The organism is Bacillus sp. SYZHCR11 (assembly GCF_057196865.1).
In genome coordinates this window covers 212,230-227,893 of sequence record NZ_JBXUND010000005.1, presented here as the reverse complement: position 1 = coordinate 227,893, position 15,664 = coordinate 212,230, and the positions used below count along the sequence as shown (strand labels likewise).

The following is a 15,664-nucleotide window of genomic DNA, read 5'->3' as shown; positions in this document are numbered from 1 at the left end:
ATCTGTACCGGGTTTGAAGGAGTTAGATCATTTGATCATTTTTAGTTATTTTTCTCAAAAAGCGGGAAAGTTCCCACAGGTACGAAAAAGGCCTGCTGTCATCAGCAGACCCCTTCTCAAAAATGCTCTTGTAAATCAGAAAGCAGCACTTCCTGCTCAAATTGTGGATTTCCGATCGGAAAAATCCTGGCTGTTTCCTTGTCTTCGTTGACATGCTGAATATAAATCGGGACTCCTTCATACGTCACATACGCCATGGCGGCGGATTCCGAAATGTCTTTCGCACGCTGTGTATTCACGTCTCAAACCTCCTTTAGGCCTCACACATAACGTGTCCGGCAGCCAAGAGAAGTATGCTTGTTTCTTACAATTGTCCGGCGGTGAGTTTGAATTTTTTAAGGCGTTTGTAAAACGTGCTCCGCGGGATTCCGGCCATTTTAGCAGCCAGCGTGACATTCCCCTTCGCTGATTCAAGCGCGTTTACGATGATGTTTTTCTGAATGTGCTCCCGGATGGAGACAGAGGACGCTTCTTCCTGTTCATAAGACTCGGCCGCTTCTTTAAGACCTGACGCTTCAAGCAGGGCTGCGATGGGGCGCCCTGACAGCCGTCCGTCCGGGAACATGACGGAAAGACGTTCAAATACATTAAACAATTCCCTGATGTTCCCCGGCCATTTCCGGCTCTTTAATACGTCTAAAAAGTCAACAGGAAGCTCCCCCCGCCAGCCGCGATTTCGCTGAAATTCAAGGAAGAGTCCGGGAATGTCTTCGGTGCGTTCTCTTAATGGAGGGAGGTGGATCGGACAGACGTGAAGCCGGTAAAATAAATCTTCTCTCAGCTTTTTGCATTCGACAAGCTGTCTCAGATCAGTGTGGGTGGCAGTGATGATTCTGATGTCAACGGGAATCTCTTTTGTCCCGCCGACCGGGGTGACTTTCCGCTCCTGCAGCACCCGTAACAGAGCCACCTGCATGGAGTGTGATATTTCTCCGATTTCATCGAGGAAAAGCGTGCCTTTATCGGCTTTTTGCAAAGCGCCGCTATGTCCTTTCCGTTTGGCCCCGGTGAAGGCGCCTTCCGAGTAGCCGAACAGTTCGCTTTCAATCAGCTTTTCGGGGACAGCCCCGCAGTTAACAGCGACAAACGGGCCGTTTTTCCTGGAGCTGTTGTTATGAATCGCCCGGGCGGCAATCTCCTTTCCCGTCCCGGTTTCTCCCGTAAGACAAACGGTTGCGTCCGTTCGGGCGACAAGCTCCAGCTGCTCAAGCATATGTCGGGATGACGGGCTTTTGCCTGCCGCACCATGAAATATAAACGACGGCTTTTCTTCCCGTTTGGATAAGTAAACGCATGTGAAGCCGTTCTCCTCCCGCTTCGTCCGCTTGATATGATAGCCCTGTTCCTCAAGCTCGCGCAGCATATGTCCGGTAAAATGCTGAACGGGACGGCTTGCGGCGATAACCCGGCTCATTTCATTGCAAAGCACGATCGGATCGTGAGACCGGGTAAGCCCGGCGAATTTGCTGATCATGTCAAGTTCTGTCATTTTGATCTTTAGGGCAAGCTCCCGTTCCGCCGTATAAGCGATGGAGGAGGCAATTCCGAGCATAAAAGGCTGAGCGCGGGCGGCGGGGCAGGAAATATCAATGACACCCGCCAGCCGCCCGTCTTCATAACGGATGGGCGCGGCGGAACAGCTCCATTGATGAGAAGCGAGCGAATAATGTTCAGAGCCGTGTATCATGACCGGTTCATTTGTATAAAGAGCCGTCCCGATCGCATTCGTGCCGACGGCCGTTTCCGTCCAGCGGGCGCCTTTTAAGAAATTGATGCGGTTCGCTTCATGAATGGTGCGCGGGTGGCCGTCAACTGAATGGACAACGCCGTCAGAATCAATCAGAAGAACCATCATTTCCATTTCCCGCATCGCCGTTTTCATTCTTTCTGCGTGCGGCGTTAAGGCCGCTAAAAATAACGCATGCTTTTCGGCCTGCCTTTCTAAATGATCTGCCGGCATTACATTCGGTCCCTTTTCTAGATAAGGGTTGACGTCGGCTTTTTTGCAGCGGTGCCATGAGGCGGCCACCCGCTTCTGAATACGGGATTCATCGAGCACGCCTTCTTTCACAAAGCGCTTCCAGGTTTTAAAATCATTCCGAATGACATTCATTGTATTCGCTCCCCCCTGTTCAGACCATCTTTTCATATATTGTAGGGGAAAAGTAAAGCGCTTTCAACGAAAAATACCCCTTCTCATCTGAGAAAGGGTATTCCGGTTATACGGAATGCACCGCAAGTCCGGTGACATTCAGCAGGGCTTCCTGAAGCGTTTCTGACAGAGTCGGATGCGCCGCGATAAAGTGCTCCGACATATCCGCCGTCATTTCACCGTTCATCATCATGACCGCCTGACCGATCAATTCCGTCACGTCCGGTCCGATCATTGACACCCCGACGATTTCTCCGAATTCCGGCTCGGCAATGATTTTCATTTTGCCGCCGTGCTGATGCTTAATTAACGCTTTTCCGTTAGCAGAAAATGAGCATTCTCCGATTTTCACATCTCCGTATGTCTCTCTCGCCTGTGTTTCCGTCAGCCCGACAGCTGCCATTTCCGGCGATGTATAAATACAGCGGGGCACCGCCCGCATATTGACTTTGCTATCCTTTCCCGAGGCATGCGCGGCGGCTGTGATTCCTTCATGAATGGCGGCATGCGCGAGCTGCATTCCTCCGGCCGCATCGCCGCACGCATATATATGAGGCACATTGGTCTGCATATGGTCATTGACTTCAATCCCGCGCGGAGAATACCGGATGCCGGCTTGATCCAAATTCAGCCCTTGCAAACGCGGTTTTCTGCCGATTGCAACCAAAATGTGATCAGCCTGAGCTTCAATTTCTTTTCCGTCTTTTGTCCACACGGCGGTTTTCCTTTCTTTGTCAATCCGCTGAAGGGCGGCTTTTGTCTGAATATCAGCCCCGCTGTCTCTTAAAGAGTCTTCGAAAACGGCGGCAATTTCCCTGTCTTCTGCCGGGAGCAGCCGGTCAGCCGATTCAATCACCGTCACTTTCGTTTTAAACCGGCTGAATAAAGAGGCAAATTCGCAGCCGATCACACCTCCCCCGACAATGAGCAGAGACGAAGGGATTTTCTGTAAAGAAAGCGCATCTTTGCTGTCGATTACCCAATCGCCGTCAAATGGGGCAAACGGCAGCTCCGCCGGTTCAGATCCGGATGCAATCAATATCCGGTCCGCTTCCAGAATGTCTTTTGCGCCTCCTTCTTCTTCAACAAGCAATGTCTGCTCTGTGAGAAATGAGGCTGTCCCGCTGATGACTTTAATCTGATTTGCTTTCATTAAGTATTGAATTCCCTGCACGAGCTGGCTGACGATTTGCCGTTTGCGCCCCTGCATGCGGTTCCAATTGAGTGTAATGTTTTGCGGCAGTTCGATGCCGAATGTATTTGCATGCCTGATTTTATCGAGCACATTCGCACTTTCCAAAAGCGACTTTGTCGGGATGCACCCCTCATTGAGACAAGTGCCTCCGAGCGGCCCTTTGTCGATCAGAACGACTTCTGCTCCTCTCCGCGCGGCAGTCACGGCAGCTGCATATCCGGCCGGCCCGCCGCCGATAATGGCTAGTTTCATTTTTTCACCTCTCTCTATAAAATCAAACCGGCAGGCTCTTCAAGCAGCGCTTTGACCGTTTTCAGGAAGTCCGCAGCCGGGGCGCCGTCACATACTCTGTGATCAAAGGTAAGGCTCAGCGGCAGCATGATGCTTTTGACAAGCTCATCTCCTTTAAACGCCGGCGTTTCATAGCTTGCGCCCACTCCGAGAATACCGGCTTCAGGCGGATTAAGAATCGGGGTGAAATGCTCAATTCCGTAACCCCCGAGATTTGTAATAGAAAATGTCGATCCGTGCAGATCATCTCCGGAAGCATTGCCTTCCCGCGCCCGGCGTGCCGATGTGCTGATGTGATCCGCAAGCTCAAGGAATGAAAGCTTTTCCGCATCCCGGATCACCGGCACGACGAGACCGTTTTCAAGAGAAACCGCCATCCCGAGGTGGACATATGGATAGGTGATGATCCGCTCCTCTTGATAAGAGCTGTTCAGCTCAGGATGCTGTTTCAGCGCAAGCACCGCGGCCCGGGATATGAAATGTGTGACCGTCAGTTTAACACCGCTCCGCTTTTTCGCGCTGTCGGCGAGCTGCTGCTGCCATTTTACAAGCTCCGTAATGTCCGCTTTCATCGTCAGCGTCAGCTGGGCGCTGTTTTGCAGGCTTTTGTGCATTCGGTCTGCAATCACTTTTCTCATCGCTGAAGCCGGTTTTCCCTCCGGCTGTGCTGTCTGAACCGAAGACTGCGGTTCAGCTTCTGTCTTCATCGCCTTGATGACGTCAGCTTTTACGATTCTGCCTCCGGGCCCCGTCCCGTTCAGCGTATCGACTTTCAACCCGGCTTTCTCCGCCATTTTTCTGGCAACGGGAGATATTTTCACGCGGTGTTTGCGCTTTTGCCCGGCTTTTGGAGCGGGAATATGTTCAGGTTCAGCTTGCGGTTTCCCTGCTTTTTCAGGAGCCGGCGCCTCCTTCTCCCGCACTTCTTCGCCGTTTTCCCCGATATAACAGATGGGCGTTCCCGGCGGGACTCCTTCTCCCTCTTTGACTTTAATGTGAAGAAGCGTGCCGCTTTCAGGCGCTTCTATTTCCATTTCTATTTTTTCCGAGTTGATGCTGGCGATGCTTTCTCCCTTTTCTACCGGGTCGCCGACTTTTTTATTCCAGACGGATACTTCACCTTTCTTCATCGCCATTCCCAGCTTCGGCATTACTACTTTTACAGCCATTCTGTATCCCTCCTTTAATTCATTGCCGGCTCGCCAAGCAATTCAAGCGTGACGCTGACAATTTGGTCTGGTGTCGGCAAATATTGATCTTCAAGCACCGGCGAAAACGGCACCGGTGTATGCGGCGCTGTAATCCGCTTAATCGGTGCATCAAGCAAATCAAAGCCCTTATCGGCGACAATCGCAGCAATATCCGTGGCGATGCTGCAGCGCGGATTGGCTTCGTCAATGATGATCAGCCGGTTTGTTTTTTCTAACGATGTGAAAATCGCTTCCTCATCTAGAGGAGACAGACTCCGGGGGTCAAGCACCTCGGCGTCGATGCCTTTCTCAGAAAGCTGTGCAGCCGCTTCAAGCGCGGTATTAACCTGCTTGCCGACCGCAAACAGCGTGATGTCGCTGCCTTCGCGTTTGATATCCGCTTTTCCGAGCGGAATTGTATAATAATCTTCCGGCACCTCGCCCTTCATGCTGTAGGACGTTTTGTCTTCAAAAAAGAATACCGGATCATTGTCTTCTATTGCCGCCAGCAGCAAACCTTTGGCGTCATACGGATTGGACGGCACAACCGTCTTCAGCCCCGGGATGCTGGTGAACAGGCCATACAGCGCCTGCGAATGCTGAGCGGCTGCCCGGAACCCGGCTCCGTATGTGGTGCGGACGGTGATCGGCACTTGCGCTTTACCGCCGAACATATAGCGGAATTTCGCCCCTTGGTTAATCACTTGGTCAAAGCACGTTCCGATAAAATCATTAAACATCAGCTCGGCAATCGGTCTCAGCCCCGTGGATGCCGCAGCCATGGCCGCACCCATATAGCCCGCCTCAGAAATCGGTGTATCCAGCACTCGGCTGCGCCCGAATTCCTGTACGAGACCCTTTGTGACCCCGAGTACACCGCCCCATGCCTCATCATCTTGCAAATGATCGACCGCCGCTCCCCCGGCGACATCCTCACCGATTACAAGCACATTGTCGTCTCTTCTCATCGCAAGCTTCATTGCTTCATTGATCGCGTCCGACATGCTTATGACTCTCGCCATCTCACATTCCCCCTTTTTCATATGACACGTAGACGTCTGTCAACAGCTCAGACTCTTTCGGATAAGGACTCTTTTCGCTGAACGAGACGGCTTTTTCAATCGATTCGCTGACTCGCTGTTCAATGTCTGACAATTTATTTGCATCTGTTTCTTTTAGAAGATAGTTTTTAAAGCCTTGGATAGCATCCTTTTCTTCAAGATGCTCAGTCTTTTCATCCTTTGTTTTATAAGTTTGGGCATCGCCTTCGAAATGGCCGTAGTTTCTGTAAGTCATACATTCAATCAAAGACGGGCCTCCGCCGTTTCTTGCTCTTTCTATCGCTTCCCCGGCTGCCTGATAAACCGCTAAAATATCTTTTCCGTCCACCGTGACCCCCGGCATGTTGTAGGCAGCCGCCCGATCGGCGATTGAATCACAGGCTGACGCGTACTCAAATGTCGTGGCTTCGCCGTAGCCGTTGTTTTCGGCGATGAACACGACAGGAAGGTTCCATACTGCCGCTAAGTTCAGCCCTTCATGGAAGGTGCCTTGGTTATTGGCTCCGTCCCCGAAAAAGCAAACGCTTACATTTTTAGTTTGTTTATATTTAGCCGTGAGCGCTGATCCGCATGCGAGCGTAAATCCGCCCCCGACGATTCCATTTGCGCCTAACATGCCTTTATCAAGATCCGCAATGTGCATAGAACCGCCTTTGCCTTTACACAGTCCGGTCGCTTTTCCGAATATTTCCGCCATCATGCCGTCCAGATCACAGCCTTTGGCGATACAATGGCCATGTCCCCTGTGTGTGCTTGTAATGCTGTCGCCATCATCTAAATGAGCGCACACCCCCGCAGCTACCGCTTCTTCACCGGCATACAAATGGACGAATCCGGGAAGCACTCCTTGCGCGAAAAGTTCATGCACTTTGTCTTCAAAGCCCCTGATTTCCAGCATCTTTTGGTACATCCACAGCGCTTTTTCCTCAGTTAATGACAAGCCTTCTCGTTTTAACAATTCCATTTTGTGCGCCTCCTTCTATTTAGGGTTCACACTTATAAATGCAAGAAGCATGCCAGCCTTTGAATCCCGTAAAATGAATGTTTTTATTTTTTCAATGGAGACAGTTTGAGACAGGTGTCTCATTTTGTCTCGATCCGTTCCCTTTGTCTCGTTTTATGGCATACAAAAAAGACCGGGCATCACCCTGTCTTTGACAATGATCGACGTATTTATTTCCTCGGAAATCTTTTATTGCTTCATTCTTCCGCATACAGTCCATCGCGGCGTTTGAATGGTTACACTCTTTTTTTCATATCCACGCGCTGCAGTTCATCCTTTTCTTCAACAGCCCGATTCAGTGCTTGAAGCATGTAACCAATGCCTTTATACGATGACAGAGGCCAGGTGATATGCTGATGCTCTCCGATGACGGCGTTTAGAACGCTTCGGTATTTTTTCCCGCCAAGCATGACAAGCTCTTCGACGTCGGAAAAGCCTTTTTCATGAAATTGACGGCGCAGCTCGTCCGCTTCCATGATCTCCGGGTGACCGGTTCCAAAAGTGACATCGTAATTTCCGGGAACAGTATCATCCGGACGAAGAAATCCGTGCTTCGCCGACAAAATCACCCACTCATCGAAAAATGCTTTCGCATATCGCTCGCATGCCTGATGAAACGGGCTGAGATAAGCGTCTTCCGCCCTTACCGGCCCTGTATCTGAATGGACATCCCAAATTTTTTTCTTGCCGCAGGGGATGATGCACAGTCGTTTCATTTTTCTCTCCCCCTTTATGATGTATCTTCTATCAATGTACCATTATTCGTTTATTTCTGCATGACGAAACCGGCCATGGATCTGTCTGGGTAAAAGCTGCACACAAAAAGGCCCGGAATTCAAACCGAACTCCGGGCCGGATGATGAGTTGTTTATGTCACTCTTGCTCCATCCCATCAAGATACTTTCTCTCAAAGTCATCGAGCAATGCACGCACTTCATCTGTTGACTTTGTATTCATGCATTGATTTCTTAATTCACTTGCTCCCCGGAACCCGCGGAGATATATCTTGAAAAAGCGGGGGAGCGGTTTATATGCTCTGGCTTCTGCTTTTGAATATTCATCATGAAGATCCAGATGCAATCTCAAAAGATCAAGCAATTCCTTACTGCTATGCTCTCTCGGCTCCTTTTCAAAGGCGAACGGATTAGTAAAAATGCCTCGTCCAATCATAATCCCGTCAACACCGTATTGTTCAGCGAGTTTCAAGCCGGTTTCACGGTCAGGAATATCCCCATTGATCGTCAAAAGGGTATCCGGCGCAATCTCGTCACGAAGTTTCTTGATTTCCGGGATCAACTCCCAATGCGCATCTACTTTACTCATTTCCGCTCTTGTACGCAGATGAATGGAAAGATTCGCAATGTCTTGTTTCAGTATGTGTGTCAGCCAGCCGCGCCATTCGTCAACATCCGTGTAGCCAAGTCTCGTCTTCACACTTACCGGCAGACCTCCTGCTTTCGCCGCCTGTATTAATTCGGCTGCAACTTCAGGACGGCAAATCAGGCCGCTTCCCTTTCCATTCCCCGCCACATTAGGGACAGGACAGCCCATATTGATATCCAGGCCCTTAAACCCTAATTCCGCCATCCCAATACTCATTTGGCGAAAGTTTTCAGGCTTATCTCCCCATATGTGGGCAACCATCGGCTGTTCATCCTCCGTGAAAGTCAAACGGCCGCGCACACTATCCTTCCCATCCGGGTGACAATAGCTTTCTGAGTTTGTAAACTCTGTGAAAAACACATCAGGTCTGCCTGCTTCACTCACAACATGGCGAAAAACGACATCCGTCACATCTTCCATTGGTGCCAGTACAAAAAATGGCCGCGGTAATTCACGCCAGAAATTATCTGTCATAACAAATCCAAATCCTTTCATGATGGGATACAGTGAAACCTTTATCCCAAAATTAAAAACTGACCATGCTTCTTTTACACTTATAGCATGTGTCAGCACTTCTTATCAAACGATAGTAAATTTTGAACATTTCACTTTTTACACGTTAAAAGTAAAAAAGCAAACTGGAGTAGAACACATTAATTGAGTTAACGTAATAGACTACCGCTATAGTTAACCCCATATCGTTTATTTCTGATCAACTCAGTCAACTCCTTCACCTTTAAAAGGGTTTGAGAGAGAAAAAGTGTGATGATTATCTACACCTAATTTTTATTTATATTGTGGTTTATTAAGATTAGCGCTGACCTTCATCTTTCTTAGCGGCCTTACTTTTGCTCTTTTTGGATAAAAAGGATTCCAACCTAAATAGAATATCATATGAGTTCTCCCTATTACCATAAAACAAATTTCAAGAAATAAGTTGATTAAGCAAATGGGGCTGGGGGGTATATCTGAGTACTGAAAAGAATGTAAAAAGAAAAAGCCTTAACTTGCCGCTTGTGAATCACATGGAGTAAAGAGGATGGCATGGGAAAATAAACTCGAACTTAACAGAATTCAAGAACTTCAATCTGGATCTTTTCGGATTTACTCATGGTTTAGAAATAATCAACGCCGCAAGTGGCTTGGCTCTATACAGTATATGTACTAAGGGTTGATCGGCTTTTAAACCCCGTATGTTAATATCTTTATACAATCACCTATATATATTTGTATAAGGTTACGCTTCGGTAATCCTGATCCAAAACCAATAAAATAGACTGCTGACTAAGTGCCGCAGTCTTCATTCATAAGATTAATTAGAAAGTGTTCATGTTCTTTCATATTAAATAAGGCATCAGAAGTTATTGCTTTCATTTCGGATATTCTTTGTTATACCTTTAATGATTTGTATAACAGTGAAAACCCCCAAGAAAACAGTGACAATATTAAACCATGGATTATCATAGAATGAAAGATATGTTTGAAAGAAATCCAGTTCAGCTATATTTGCTGGGAATCCATTCATTTCTCTATAATTAGGACCCCATCCCGTTAATTCTACAAAGTTAAAATAAAGCTGTGATACTAAAAATGCCAACAACGTGTGAAACCAACTTCTTTTAAATAATGGTCGTTTTTTGTTTACTTTATCCATTTAATCAGTTTCCTTCTCTGCACTTTTTTAGTAATTGTCTATCTAAAATCATTATATGACGAAGCAGCAGATGTGCCAACTTCTTTTCTCACCACTTTCATAAGTCTGTATATGAACTGTTTTAATTCCAACCTTCAATGATTATCATCGAACGATAGGTGTTAGAGTATTAACTGTTTAATAACAATTCTTTTTTAAGAAACGATCAATTTTTATTATTGGCTGCCAATATAACGGATTTGAGAACTGGATAGAGTTATGCCGGCACTTTCGGAGTAGTAAAATCTCTTCCCGCTTACTATGTACTTTTCCTAAATTAGACCCTTCAACCCGCATTCCACTGTTCGAGTTGAAATAGACTTTTCCTGCCGCACCCTCTTCCCATACTTTTCTGCTCGAAATTAGCTGTTTTCATTCGCTTATCTCACGTTTTTTCAACTCTTTTCGTCAGTTAAAATAATAATCTGCACATGAAAAAGATCCGGAAATCGGCAATGTTCATTCTGCCGAAATCCAGATCTGGTGAGAAATTGTTTATTTTTAGTGAGACGATTTCAAGACAAGCTTCGCCAACTTTTGCTGTCGGTTACTACTATATTAGACTCCGTTTTTAGTGATCCCGCAAACTATAGAGGGTTATAAGTGTTCTTTATAAAATCTTTATATGCTTATGATAACATGTTTTAAGTAATACTTGAAAAGACTTCCAATCTAATTATTCCAGTATCACTATCAATACAACTTCCTTTTAATTGTATTTCTGATCTTGCAACATCACTGTTCATTTTCTAACAAGTATACATGATATAAATCATCAATCTTCACTTACCTATATATCATTACCGCTTTTCCTAAACGAGTATTTCTATTATAAGTTCTATCTATAAATTTGTCTCCATTCTCTATTGAGTATGTATTATCAACTGGAACAATAAATTTATTCGGATCAAATTTTTCTATAGACTTATTTAGATCTTCTGATGTGCCGATACAATTACCTATAATTGATAAATTATTAATTGTTAGAGTAAGCATACTTTGGTGTATTCGTTCTGAATCAGTCTTCTTGTCACTAGCTTCAACAAAATGCGGATGTTGATTTTTATATCCACATGTAATATAACGTCCGCCTTGTTCTAATAGATCAATTGCTTTAATAAGATGTAAATCAAAATAAGGATCAAAGATCACATCAAATTTACCCAAATCAGAATATTTAGACCAGTCAGCCGCTCCTCTTTCTATTTTAAATAATCTTGTAGGAGAAATGAGTCTTTTCTCATCTTCTGTCCAGTCTGATGTCGTGAGCGCTGTTGCCTCAATACCCTTTGAGATTAAACCATTTAAAATAAACATTGAAGTATTAGACCGTGAACTTAGAACAAGTGCTTTCTCACCTTTTTGAACACCTGTCTTCCTTATCATACTTGTGGAGGTCTGTCCTCCTATAGAATAGGAAGCTGCAATTTCATCATCCATAAAATCGGGGATACTTACCAGCTTAGATTTGTGTAATCTTAACCATCCTTTCGATGCTTCGTTAGTTACAACGCCTGGTGCAACACCAGGGAATGGCGGTTCAGGATAAGCACAATCAGGGATAACTCTGTCTCCTATATCAAAGTGATCTACATCAGTACCTTTTTTTATGATTCTGCCGACAAAATCTGAACCAAAGAAAGCAAAAGGAAGTGAATCTATCCCTGTACTTCCAGCCATCTTCAAAGCTGATTTTAATATTAATGCTTTGTCTCTATAATTACATGAAAACGCATCTACTTTAACTAGTACAAAGTTTCGGTTATCTTCATGGTTTGGATCAAAATGTGGCTCGTCAACCTCCACTATTCCGAAATGTAAATCAGTACCCGTCAGATTTACTGGTGACAATAATTGGATATCAGAATCTGAAACTAAATTAGTATTAATTAATGATAAAGTTTTCATTTTTGTCCCGCCCGGCATTAGATTATTTTGTAATGTTTTATATTCTCATAATAAACTTCTCTCTATTAAATCTTTTGGAAATAATAAGGAATACGACAATGTCAATTATTATTAACACTAATGACAATAATAATGAAATTTTAATACCAAATAGCATGGCACCTGCTGCTTGAGATATAATAAGACCCATAATAGGTAATGCCATAACTACGGAAACAGATTGTGCCGATTTACTTGTCTTTACACGTTGAGAAACTGTAATGATTAGTGAAATAGCTAAAAAGACTATTAATGGATCTAAGATGAGCCCAATAATTAACCAGTTTATATCAGGAAATATCATTTCACCAAAGACATAAAAACCAAACGTATCTAAAATAACTCCATATACAATCATTGATAACCATGTAATAATCATGGAAGGTATAGCAGAGGCAAGAATCTTTCCAAGCATTAGTTCTTTATTAGTTAAAGGTGTATATAATAAACCTTCAACAGTTTTGTTTTCTTTTTCGCCAACAAAACTTGAACTAGCTATGACTGTCGAAATGATAACTGGAATCAAGAGAAATAAAGGTTTGAAAAAATACATTAATACCGCATATGCAGCTGATTTTTCCTGATTTAACCCTTGCTGAAGCACCATTTCTTTTGGCAACCTTTCAAGAAATACGCTTATTCCGCCTATAGAAGTGGTAGGTATACTACTTGTGCCGCCCAAAAGGACAACTAATGGTAATATTACACTGAATATAAATGGAACAACCAAAAGGGAAGCTATTGCTGCCTTATCATTCTTGATTTCTAATAAGTCCTTATTGATTAAATTGGTTACGTTACGATTTCTAATCATGACTGCAATTCACCTATCTTATTAAAATATAATTCCTTAATTGTATGCTGCACTTCTGCAACTGAATATACTTTAATATCTTCTAAAATCAATTGCCTGATTAATAAAGCGATATCATCTGCTCGATTCAAACGTACACGGACATATGTTTGGCCATTATTATGTCTCTGCTCTGCTTTACCAAATGTCTTGCTTGTGCTGATTGTTTTCTCGATGGGCGAAGATTTAATATCAAATTCGAAATAAGGCCATTCTTCCTTTAACACGTCTTCTACAGATCCTGATGTTTTAAAACACCCATCTTGAATAATACCAATATCATCTGCTAATTCTTCTAACCCTTGTAATTGATGAGTACATATTATTATTGATGTACCATCATTTTTAACCATCTCTCGAAGATGGTCTGTTAGATTTTCAGACGTCACTGGATCAAGTCCTGAAGTGGGTTCATCCAGTATTAATAGTTCAGGTTTATGCAGCATAGCTCGAGCCAAAGCTGCCTTCTGTTTCATCCCTTTACTAAAAGTACCTAACTTAGATCTGGAACGATCCGTTAACTCAAAAACCTTAAGTAATTCTTTAATCCTTCTCTTTCTATCATTTGCGCTCATGCCATAAAACTTTCCCCAAATATTTAAGTTTTCAACAAGAGTAAGGTTTTCATATAAATTACCATCACTTTGAACACCAATCCTATTTCTCAATGCTGCACTATTCTTCTGGGTAAGGGGTTCATTAAACAACTTAACTGTTCCGTTCGTGGGAGATAACAGGCCGGTAAGTAAACGTACTGTAGTAGTTTTACCAGCACCATTAGGACCTAGAATTGCAAAAGTATGTCCCGTTTCTACATTAAAAGATAAGTCTTTAATAATTTCACGATCATTCATCTTTTTACTTAAGTTAATCACTTCTGCTATCATTAAATTTGCACTCCTATCGATCTTCTCAAGTAAGCAATTATTTTGATTTCATTATTTATCTATTCTTATATCTAAGTGGTCTTATATAGATGAATACTAGACAAATTATAAGTGTTAAAATACTAATGATCATTGAATAACCAAACGCATCGAACTCAATTCCATTTTTTAAAACATCCGTTGGTGAGAGAAAAGTAGTCGGGGACCAATTGTTAAATTGATGAACACCCTTCAAAAAACTGGATATGAAAACAATCATTGTTACTATTAATGCTGATACAAATGGTGAATTAAGCCATATTGAAATTGTGGCACTAACAATTACGAAGAGTAAAAACCCAAATATTTGAAGTGCAAATGCAGCAATAAGGTTTTCAAAATCCAAATCATCAAAGAAGACCCAGGTTTCATATGAAGCAAAAATACTCCCAACTACCGTGCCAATAAAAGTAATTGCTACACTTACTAGTACTTTAGGCCAAAACACTATCCAGGCATTTTCACCACGGCTTTTATAAAAATGCTGTAAAGATTTATCTTTACCGAACGCACACATATCGGCAACCAGATAAGCACAAATTAACATAACCAGTTGGGAGGAATTTTTAAAATAAGAAGCAATTAATTCATGCCAATGCGGGTCTGGCAATATCAATTTAGCATCATTAGATCCACTTAAATTACCAATAATATCGCCTGCATAGTATGTAAACAATGGAGAGGTTAGAGCTGAGAATATAAATACACCTATTAATACCAACATTCTTTTACTTCTTAGCCAATGTAGAAATTCAATCCTAAAAATTAAAATCACTCCTAAGATATTTTAAATGACCGTACCAAATTTGAAAAAGCATCATCCAAACTCATTTTTTTATTGCTGCATGATTGTATGTATTGTGATATGTTAGCTGATATAGACAGTACAGACGAGAAATACTCTTTCGGGAACTTTATAACTCTTGGATTCTGTGACTCTGTAAACACATCTACTCCATTATCTCTAAAATAACTTAGAACATAATCTAATGAAGTGGAATCTTTAATCTCAACCTCTGCATACAAACTGCCTTCACTTAAAAAATCTATTAACTTGCCGCTAAACAATAAATTTCCTTTATTAAGCACTAAGAGTGTATCAGCAATCTTCTCTATATCATTTAATGAATGGCTCGAAATAACTATTGTAAAGCTTTGAGCAATATTAGAGATTAAAGAAAGTATATCTGCTTTTCCAAACGGATCCAAAGCACTTGTTGGTTCATCTAAGAAAATTAATTTAGGTTCTAGTATAATTGCAGAAGCAATACCAAGTCGTTGTTTCATCCCTCTAGAAAATGATCCGACAAATCTGTTTTTAGCGTCTTTTAATCCAACAGAACTTAATATAGTGTCAATATTTTCACTATTCTTTTTAATATTTTTGCGTTTAAGCCTCAATGATTGTTCTAAAACTTCTTCAGCAGTTAGATATGGTTCAAATGAAGGCATATCAGGGCAGTAAGCAATGTCGTTATGATCACAAAAGACATTCCCATTTGAAATTTTCACTTGTCCTAGAATAGTGTTTATTAATGTTGTTTTACCCGCACCATTGGGCCCTATTAAGCCTACTACTCCCGAATTTTCATTTATGGAGCAGGAAATATTATTTAATGCGGTAAAATCGCCAAAAGAAACAGTCAAGTTCTCAATTTTTATAATTTCATCTGTTTTCATTTCCTAAACCTCCGCGTCCCCAAATAAAGTATATGACCCCCCCTAATGGAATTGATATACAACAAATAATCGCCCAAACCCATTTAGAGAATAAATTCGTCTTGTTAATTTTAATTAAATCACTAAAACAAAAATAAAAGTAGATTAGAATCAGCACTATGATAGGTATAATTATTTTTACTTCCATATCCAACTTCCTTTGACAAATAATATCCATTAACCTCAGCAAA

At 42.9% G+C, this 15,664-nt stretch carries 14 protein-coding genes; all 14 read right to left on the bottom strand.

All coding sequences use genetic code 11. The features are described 5' to 3' along the window. Nucleotides 1-116: 116 nt before the first annotated feature. A complete protein-coding gene (locus tag AC2CGA_RS17790; RefSeq protein WP_003155535.1) occupies nt 117-299 on the bottom strand; it encodes an H-type small acid-soluble spore protein in 183 nt (60 codons plus the stop codon). A gap of 65 nt (nt 300-364) precedes the next feature. Further along, nucleotides 365-2,173 (bottom strand): sigma-54-dependent Fis family transcriptional regulator, encoded by a 1,809-nt coding sequence (locus AC2CGA_RS17785; RefSeq protein ID WP_484480261.1) that lies wholly within the window; start codon nt 2,171-2,173, stop codon nt 365-367. A gap of 106 nt (nt 2,174-2,279) precedes the next feature. Further along, nucleotides 2,280-3,659 (bottom strand): dihydrolipoyl dehydrogenase, encoded by a 1,380-nt coding sequence (lpdA, locus tag AC2CGA_RS17780; RefSeq protein WP_015388534.1) that lies wholly within the window; start codon nt 3,657-3,659, stop codon nt 2,280-2,282. Between the two features lie 14 nt (nt 3,660-3,673). Further along, nucleotides 3,674-4,867: a dihydrolipoamide acetyltransferase family protein gene (locus AC2CGA_RS17775; RefSeq protein ID WP_003155538.1), complete on the bottom strand. Its 1,194-nt coding sequence runs from the start codon at nt 4,865-4,867 to the stop codon at nt 3,674-3,676. A 14-nt stretch (nt 4,868-4,881) separates the two neighbouring features. Next, complete coding sequence (gene acoB / locus AC2CGA_RS17770; protein ID WP_003155539.1) at nt 4,882-5,910, bottom strand: acetoin:2,6-dichlorophenolindophenol oxidoreductase subunit beta; 1,029 nt, start codon at nt 5,908-5,910, stop codon at nt 4,882-4,884. A gap of 1 nt (nt 5,911) precedes the next feature. Then, entirely contained in the window at nt 5,912-6,913 is a 1,002-nt protein-coding gene (gene acoA / locus AC2CGA_RS17765; protein ID WP_003155540.1) for an acetoin:2,6-dichlorophenolindophenol oxidoreductase subunit alpha, read from the bottom strand. 275 nt (nt 6,914-7,188) lie between these two features. Then, nucleotides 7,189-7,668 (bottom strand): DUF6884 domain-containing protein, encoded by a 480-nt coding sequence (locus tag AC2CGA_RS17760; protein WP_003155541.1) that lies wholly within the window; start codon nt 7,666-7,668, stop codon nt 7,189-7,191. Nucleotides 7,669-7,825: 157 nt separating this feature from the next. After that, nucleotides 7,826-8,809 (bottom strand): tRNA dihydrouridine synthase, encoded by a 984-nt coding sequence (locus tag AC2CGA_RS17755; RefSeq protein ID WP_003155542.1) that lies wholly within the window; start codon nt 8,807-8,809, stop codon nt 7,826-7,828. Between the two features lie 880 nt (nt 8,810-9,689). Continuing rightward, the gene (locus AC2CGA_RS17750) at nt 9,690-9,989 is read right to left on the bottom strand and encodes a YfzA family protein (protein WP_139885643.1); all 300 of its coding nucleotides are present in this window, start codon (nt 9,987-9,989) and stop codon (nt 9,690-9,692) included. 825 nt (nt 9,990-10,814) lie between these two features. Further along, on the bottom strand, nt 10,815-11,936 hold the full coding sequence (locus tag AC2CGA_RS17745) for a quinone oxidoreductase family protein (protein WP_088037540.1): 1,122 nt from the start codon (nt 11,934-11,936) through the stop codon (nt 10,815-10,817). A gap of 37 nt (nt 11,937-11,973) precedes the next feature. Next, a complete protein-coding gene (locus tag AC2CGA_RS17740) occupies nt 11,974-12,789 on the bottom strand; it encodes an ABC transporter permease subunit (protein WP_014304636.1) in 816 nt (271 codons plus the stop codon). Then, the gene (locus tag AC2CGA_RS17735) at nt 12,786-13,715 is read right to left on the bottom strand and encodes an ABC transporter ATP-binding protein (RefSeq protein WP_014304635.1); all 930 of its coding nucleotides are present in this window, start codon (nt 13,713-13,715) and stop codon (nt 12,786-12,788) included. Before AC2CGA_RS17735 ends, AC2CGA_RS17740 begins: the two co-directional genes overlap by 4 nt. Nucleotides 13,716-13,770: 55 nt before the next feature. Continuing rightward, entirely contained in the window at nt 13,771-14,478 is a 708-nt protein-coding gene (locus AC2CGA_RS17730) for a hypothetical protein (RefSeq protein WP_014304634.1), read from the bottom strand. A 53-nt stretch (nt 14,479-14,531) separates the two neighbouring features. Then, on the bottom strand, nt 14,532-15,434 hold the full coding sequence (locus AC2CGA_RS17725; protein WP_014304633.1) for an ABC transporter ATP-binding protein: 903 nt from the start codon (nt 15,432-15,434) through the stop codon (nt 14,532-14,534). Nucleotides 15,435-15,664 lie beyond the last annotated feature (230 nt).

What these genes read in the sequence shown, in the direction of transcription:
- AC2CGA_RS17750 (WP_139885643.1), bottom strand. Translation starts at nt 9,989, where the DNA reads ATGGATAAAGTAAACAAAAAACGACCATTATTTAAAAGAAGTTGGTTT.
- lpdA (WP_015388534.1), bottom strand. Translation starts at nt 3,659, where the DNA reads ATGAAACTAGCCATTATCGGCGGCGGGCCGGCCGGATATGCAGCTGCC.
- AC2CGA_RS17760 (WP_003155541.1), bottom strand. Translation starts at nt 7,668, where the DNA reads ATGAAACGACTGTGCATCATCCCCTGCGGCAAGAAAAAAATTTGGGAT.
- AC2CGA_RS17735 (WP_014304635.1), bottom strand. Translation starts at nt 13,715, where the DNA reads ATGATAGCAGAAGTGATTAACTTAAGTAAAAAGATGAATGATCGTGAA.
- AC2CGA_RS17745 (WP_088037540.1), bottom strand. Translation starts at nt 11,936, where the DNA reads ATGAAAACTTTATCATTAATTAATACTAATTTAGTTTCAGATTCTGAT.
- AC2CGA_RS17730 (WP_014304634.1), bottom strand. Translation starts at nt 14,478, where the DNA reads ATGTTGGTATTAATAGGTGTATTTATATTCTCAGCTCTAACCTCTCCA.
- acoA (WP_003155540.1), bottom strand. Translation starts at nt 6,913, where the DNA reads ATGGAATTGTTAAAACGAGAAGGCTTGTCATTAACTGAGGAAAAAGCG.
- AC2CGA_RS17740 (WP_014304636.1), bottom strand. Translation starts at nt 12,789, where the DNA reads ATGATTAGAAATCGTAACGTAACCAATTTAATCAATAAGGACTTATTA.
- acoB (WP_003155539.1), bottom strand. Translation starts at nt 5,910, where the DNA reads ATGGCGAGAGTCATAAGCATGTCGGACGCGATCAATGAAGCAATGAAG.
- AC2CGA_RS17725 (WP_014304633.1), bottom strand. Translation starts at nt 15,434, where the DNA reads ATGAAAACAGATGAAATTATAAAAATTGAGAACTTGACTGTTTCTTTT.
- AC2CGA_RS17755 (WP_003155542.1), bottom strand. Translation starts at nt 8,809, where the DNA reads ATGACAGATAATTTCTGGCGTGAATTACCGCGGCCATTTTTTGTACTG.
- AC2CGA_RS17785 (WP_484480261.1), bottom strand. Translation starts at nt 2,173, where the DNA reads ATGAATGTCATTCGGAATGATTTTAAAACCTGGAAGCGCTTTGTGAAA.
- AC2CGA_RS17775 (WP_003155538.1), bottom strand. Translation starts at nt 4,867, where the DNA reads ATGGCTGTAAAAGTAGTAATGCCGAAGCTGGGAATGGCGATGAAGAAA.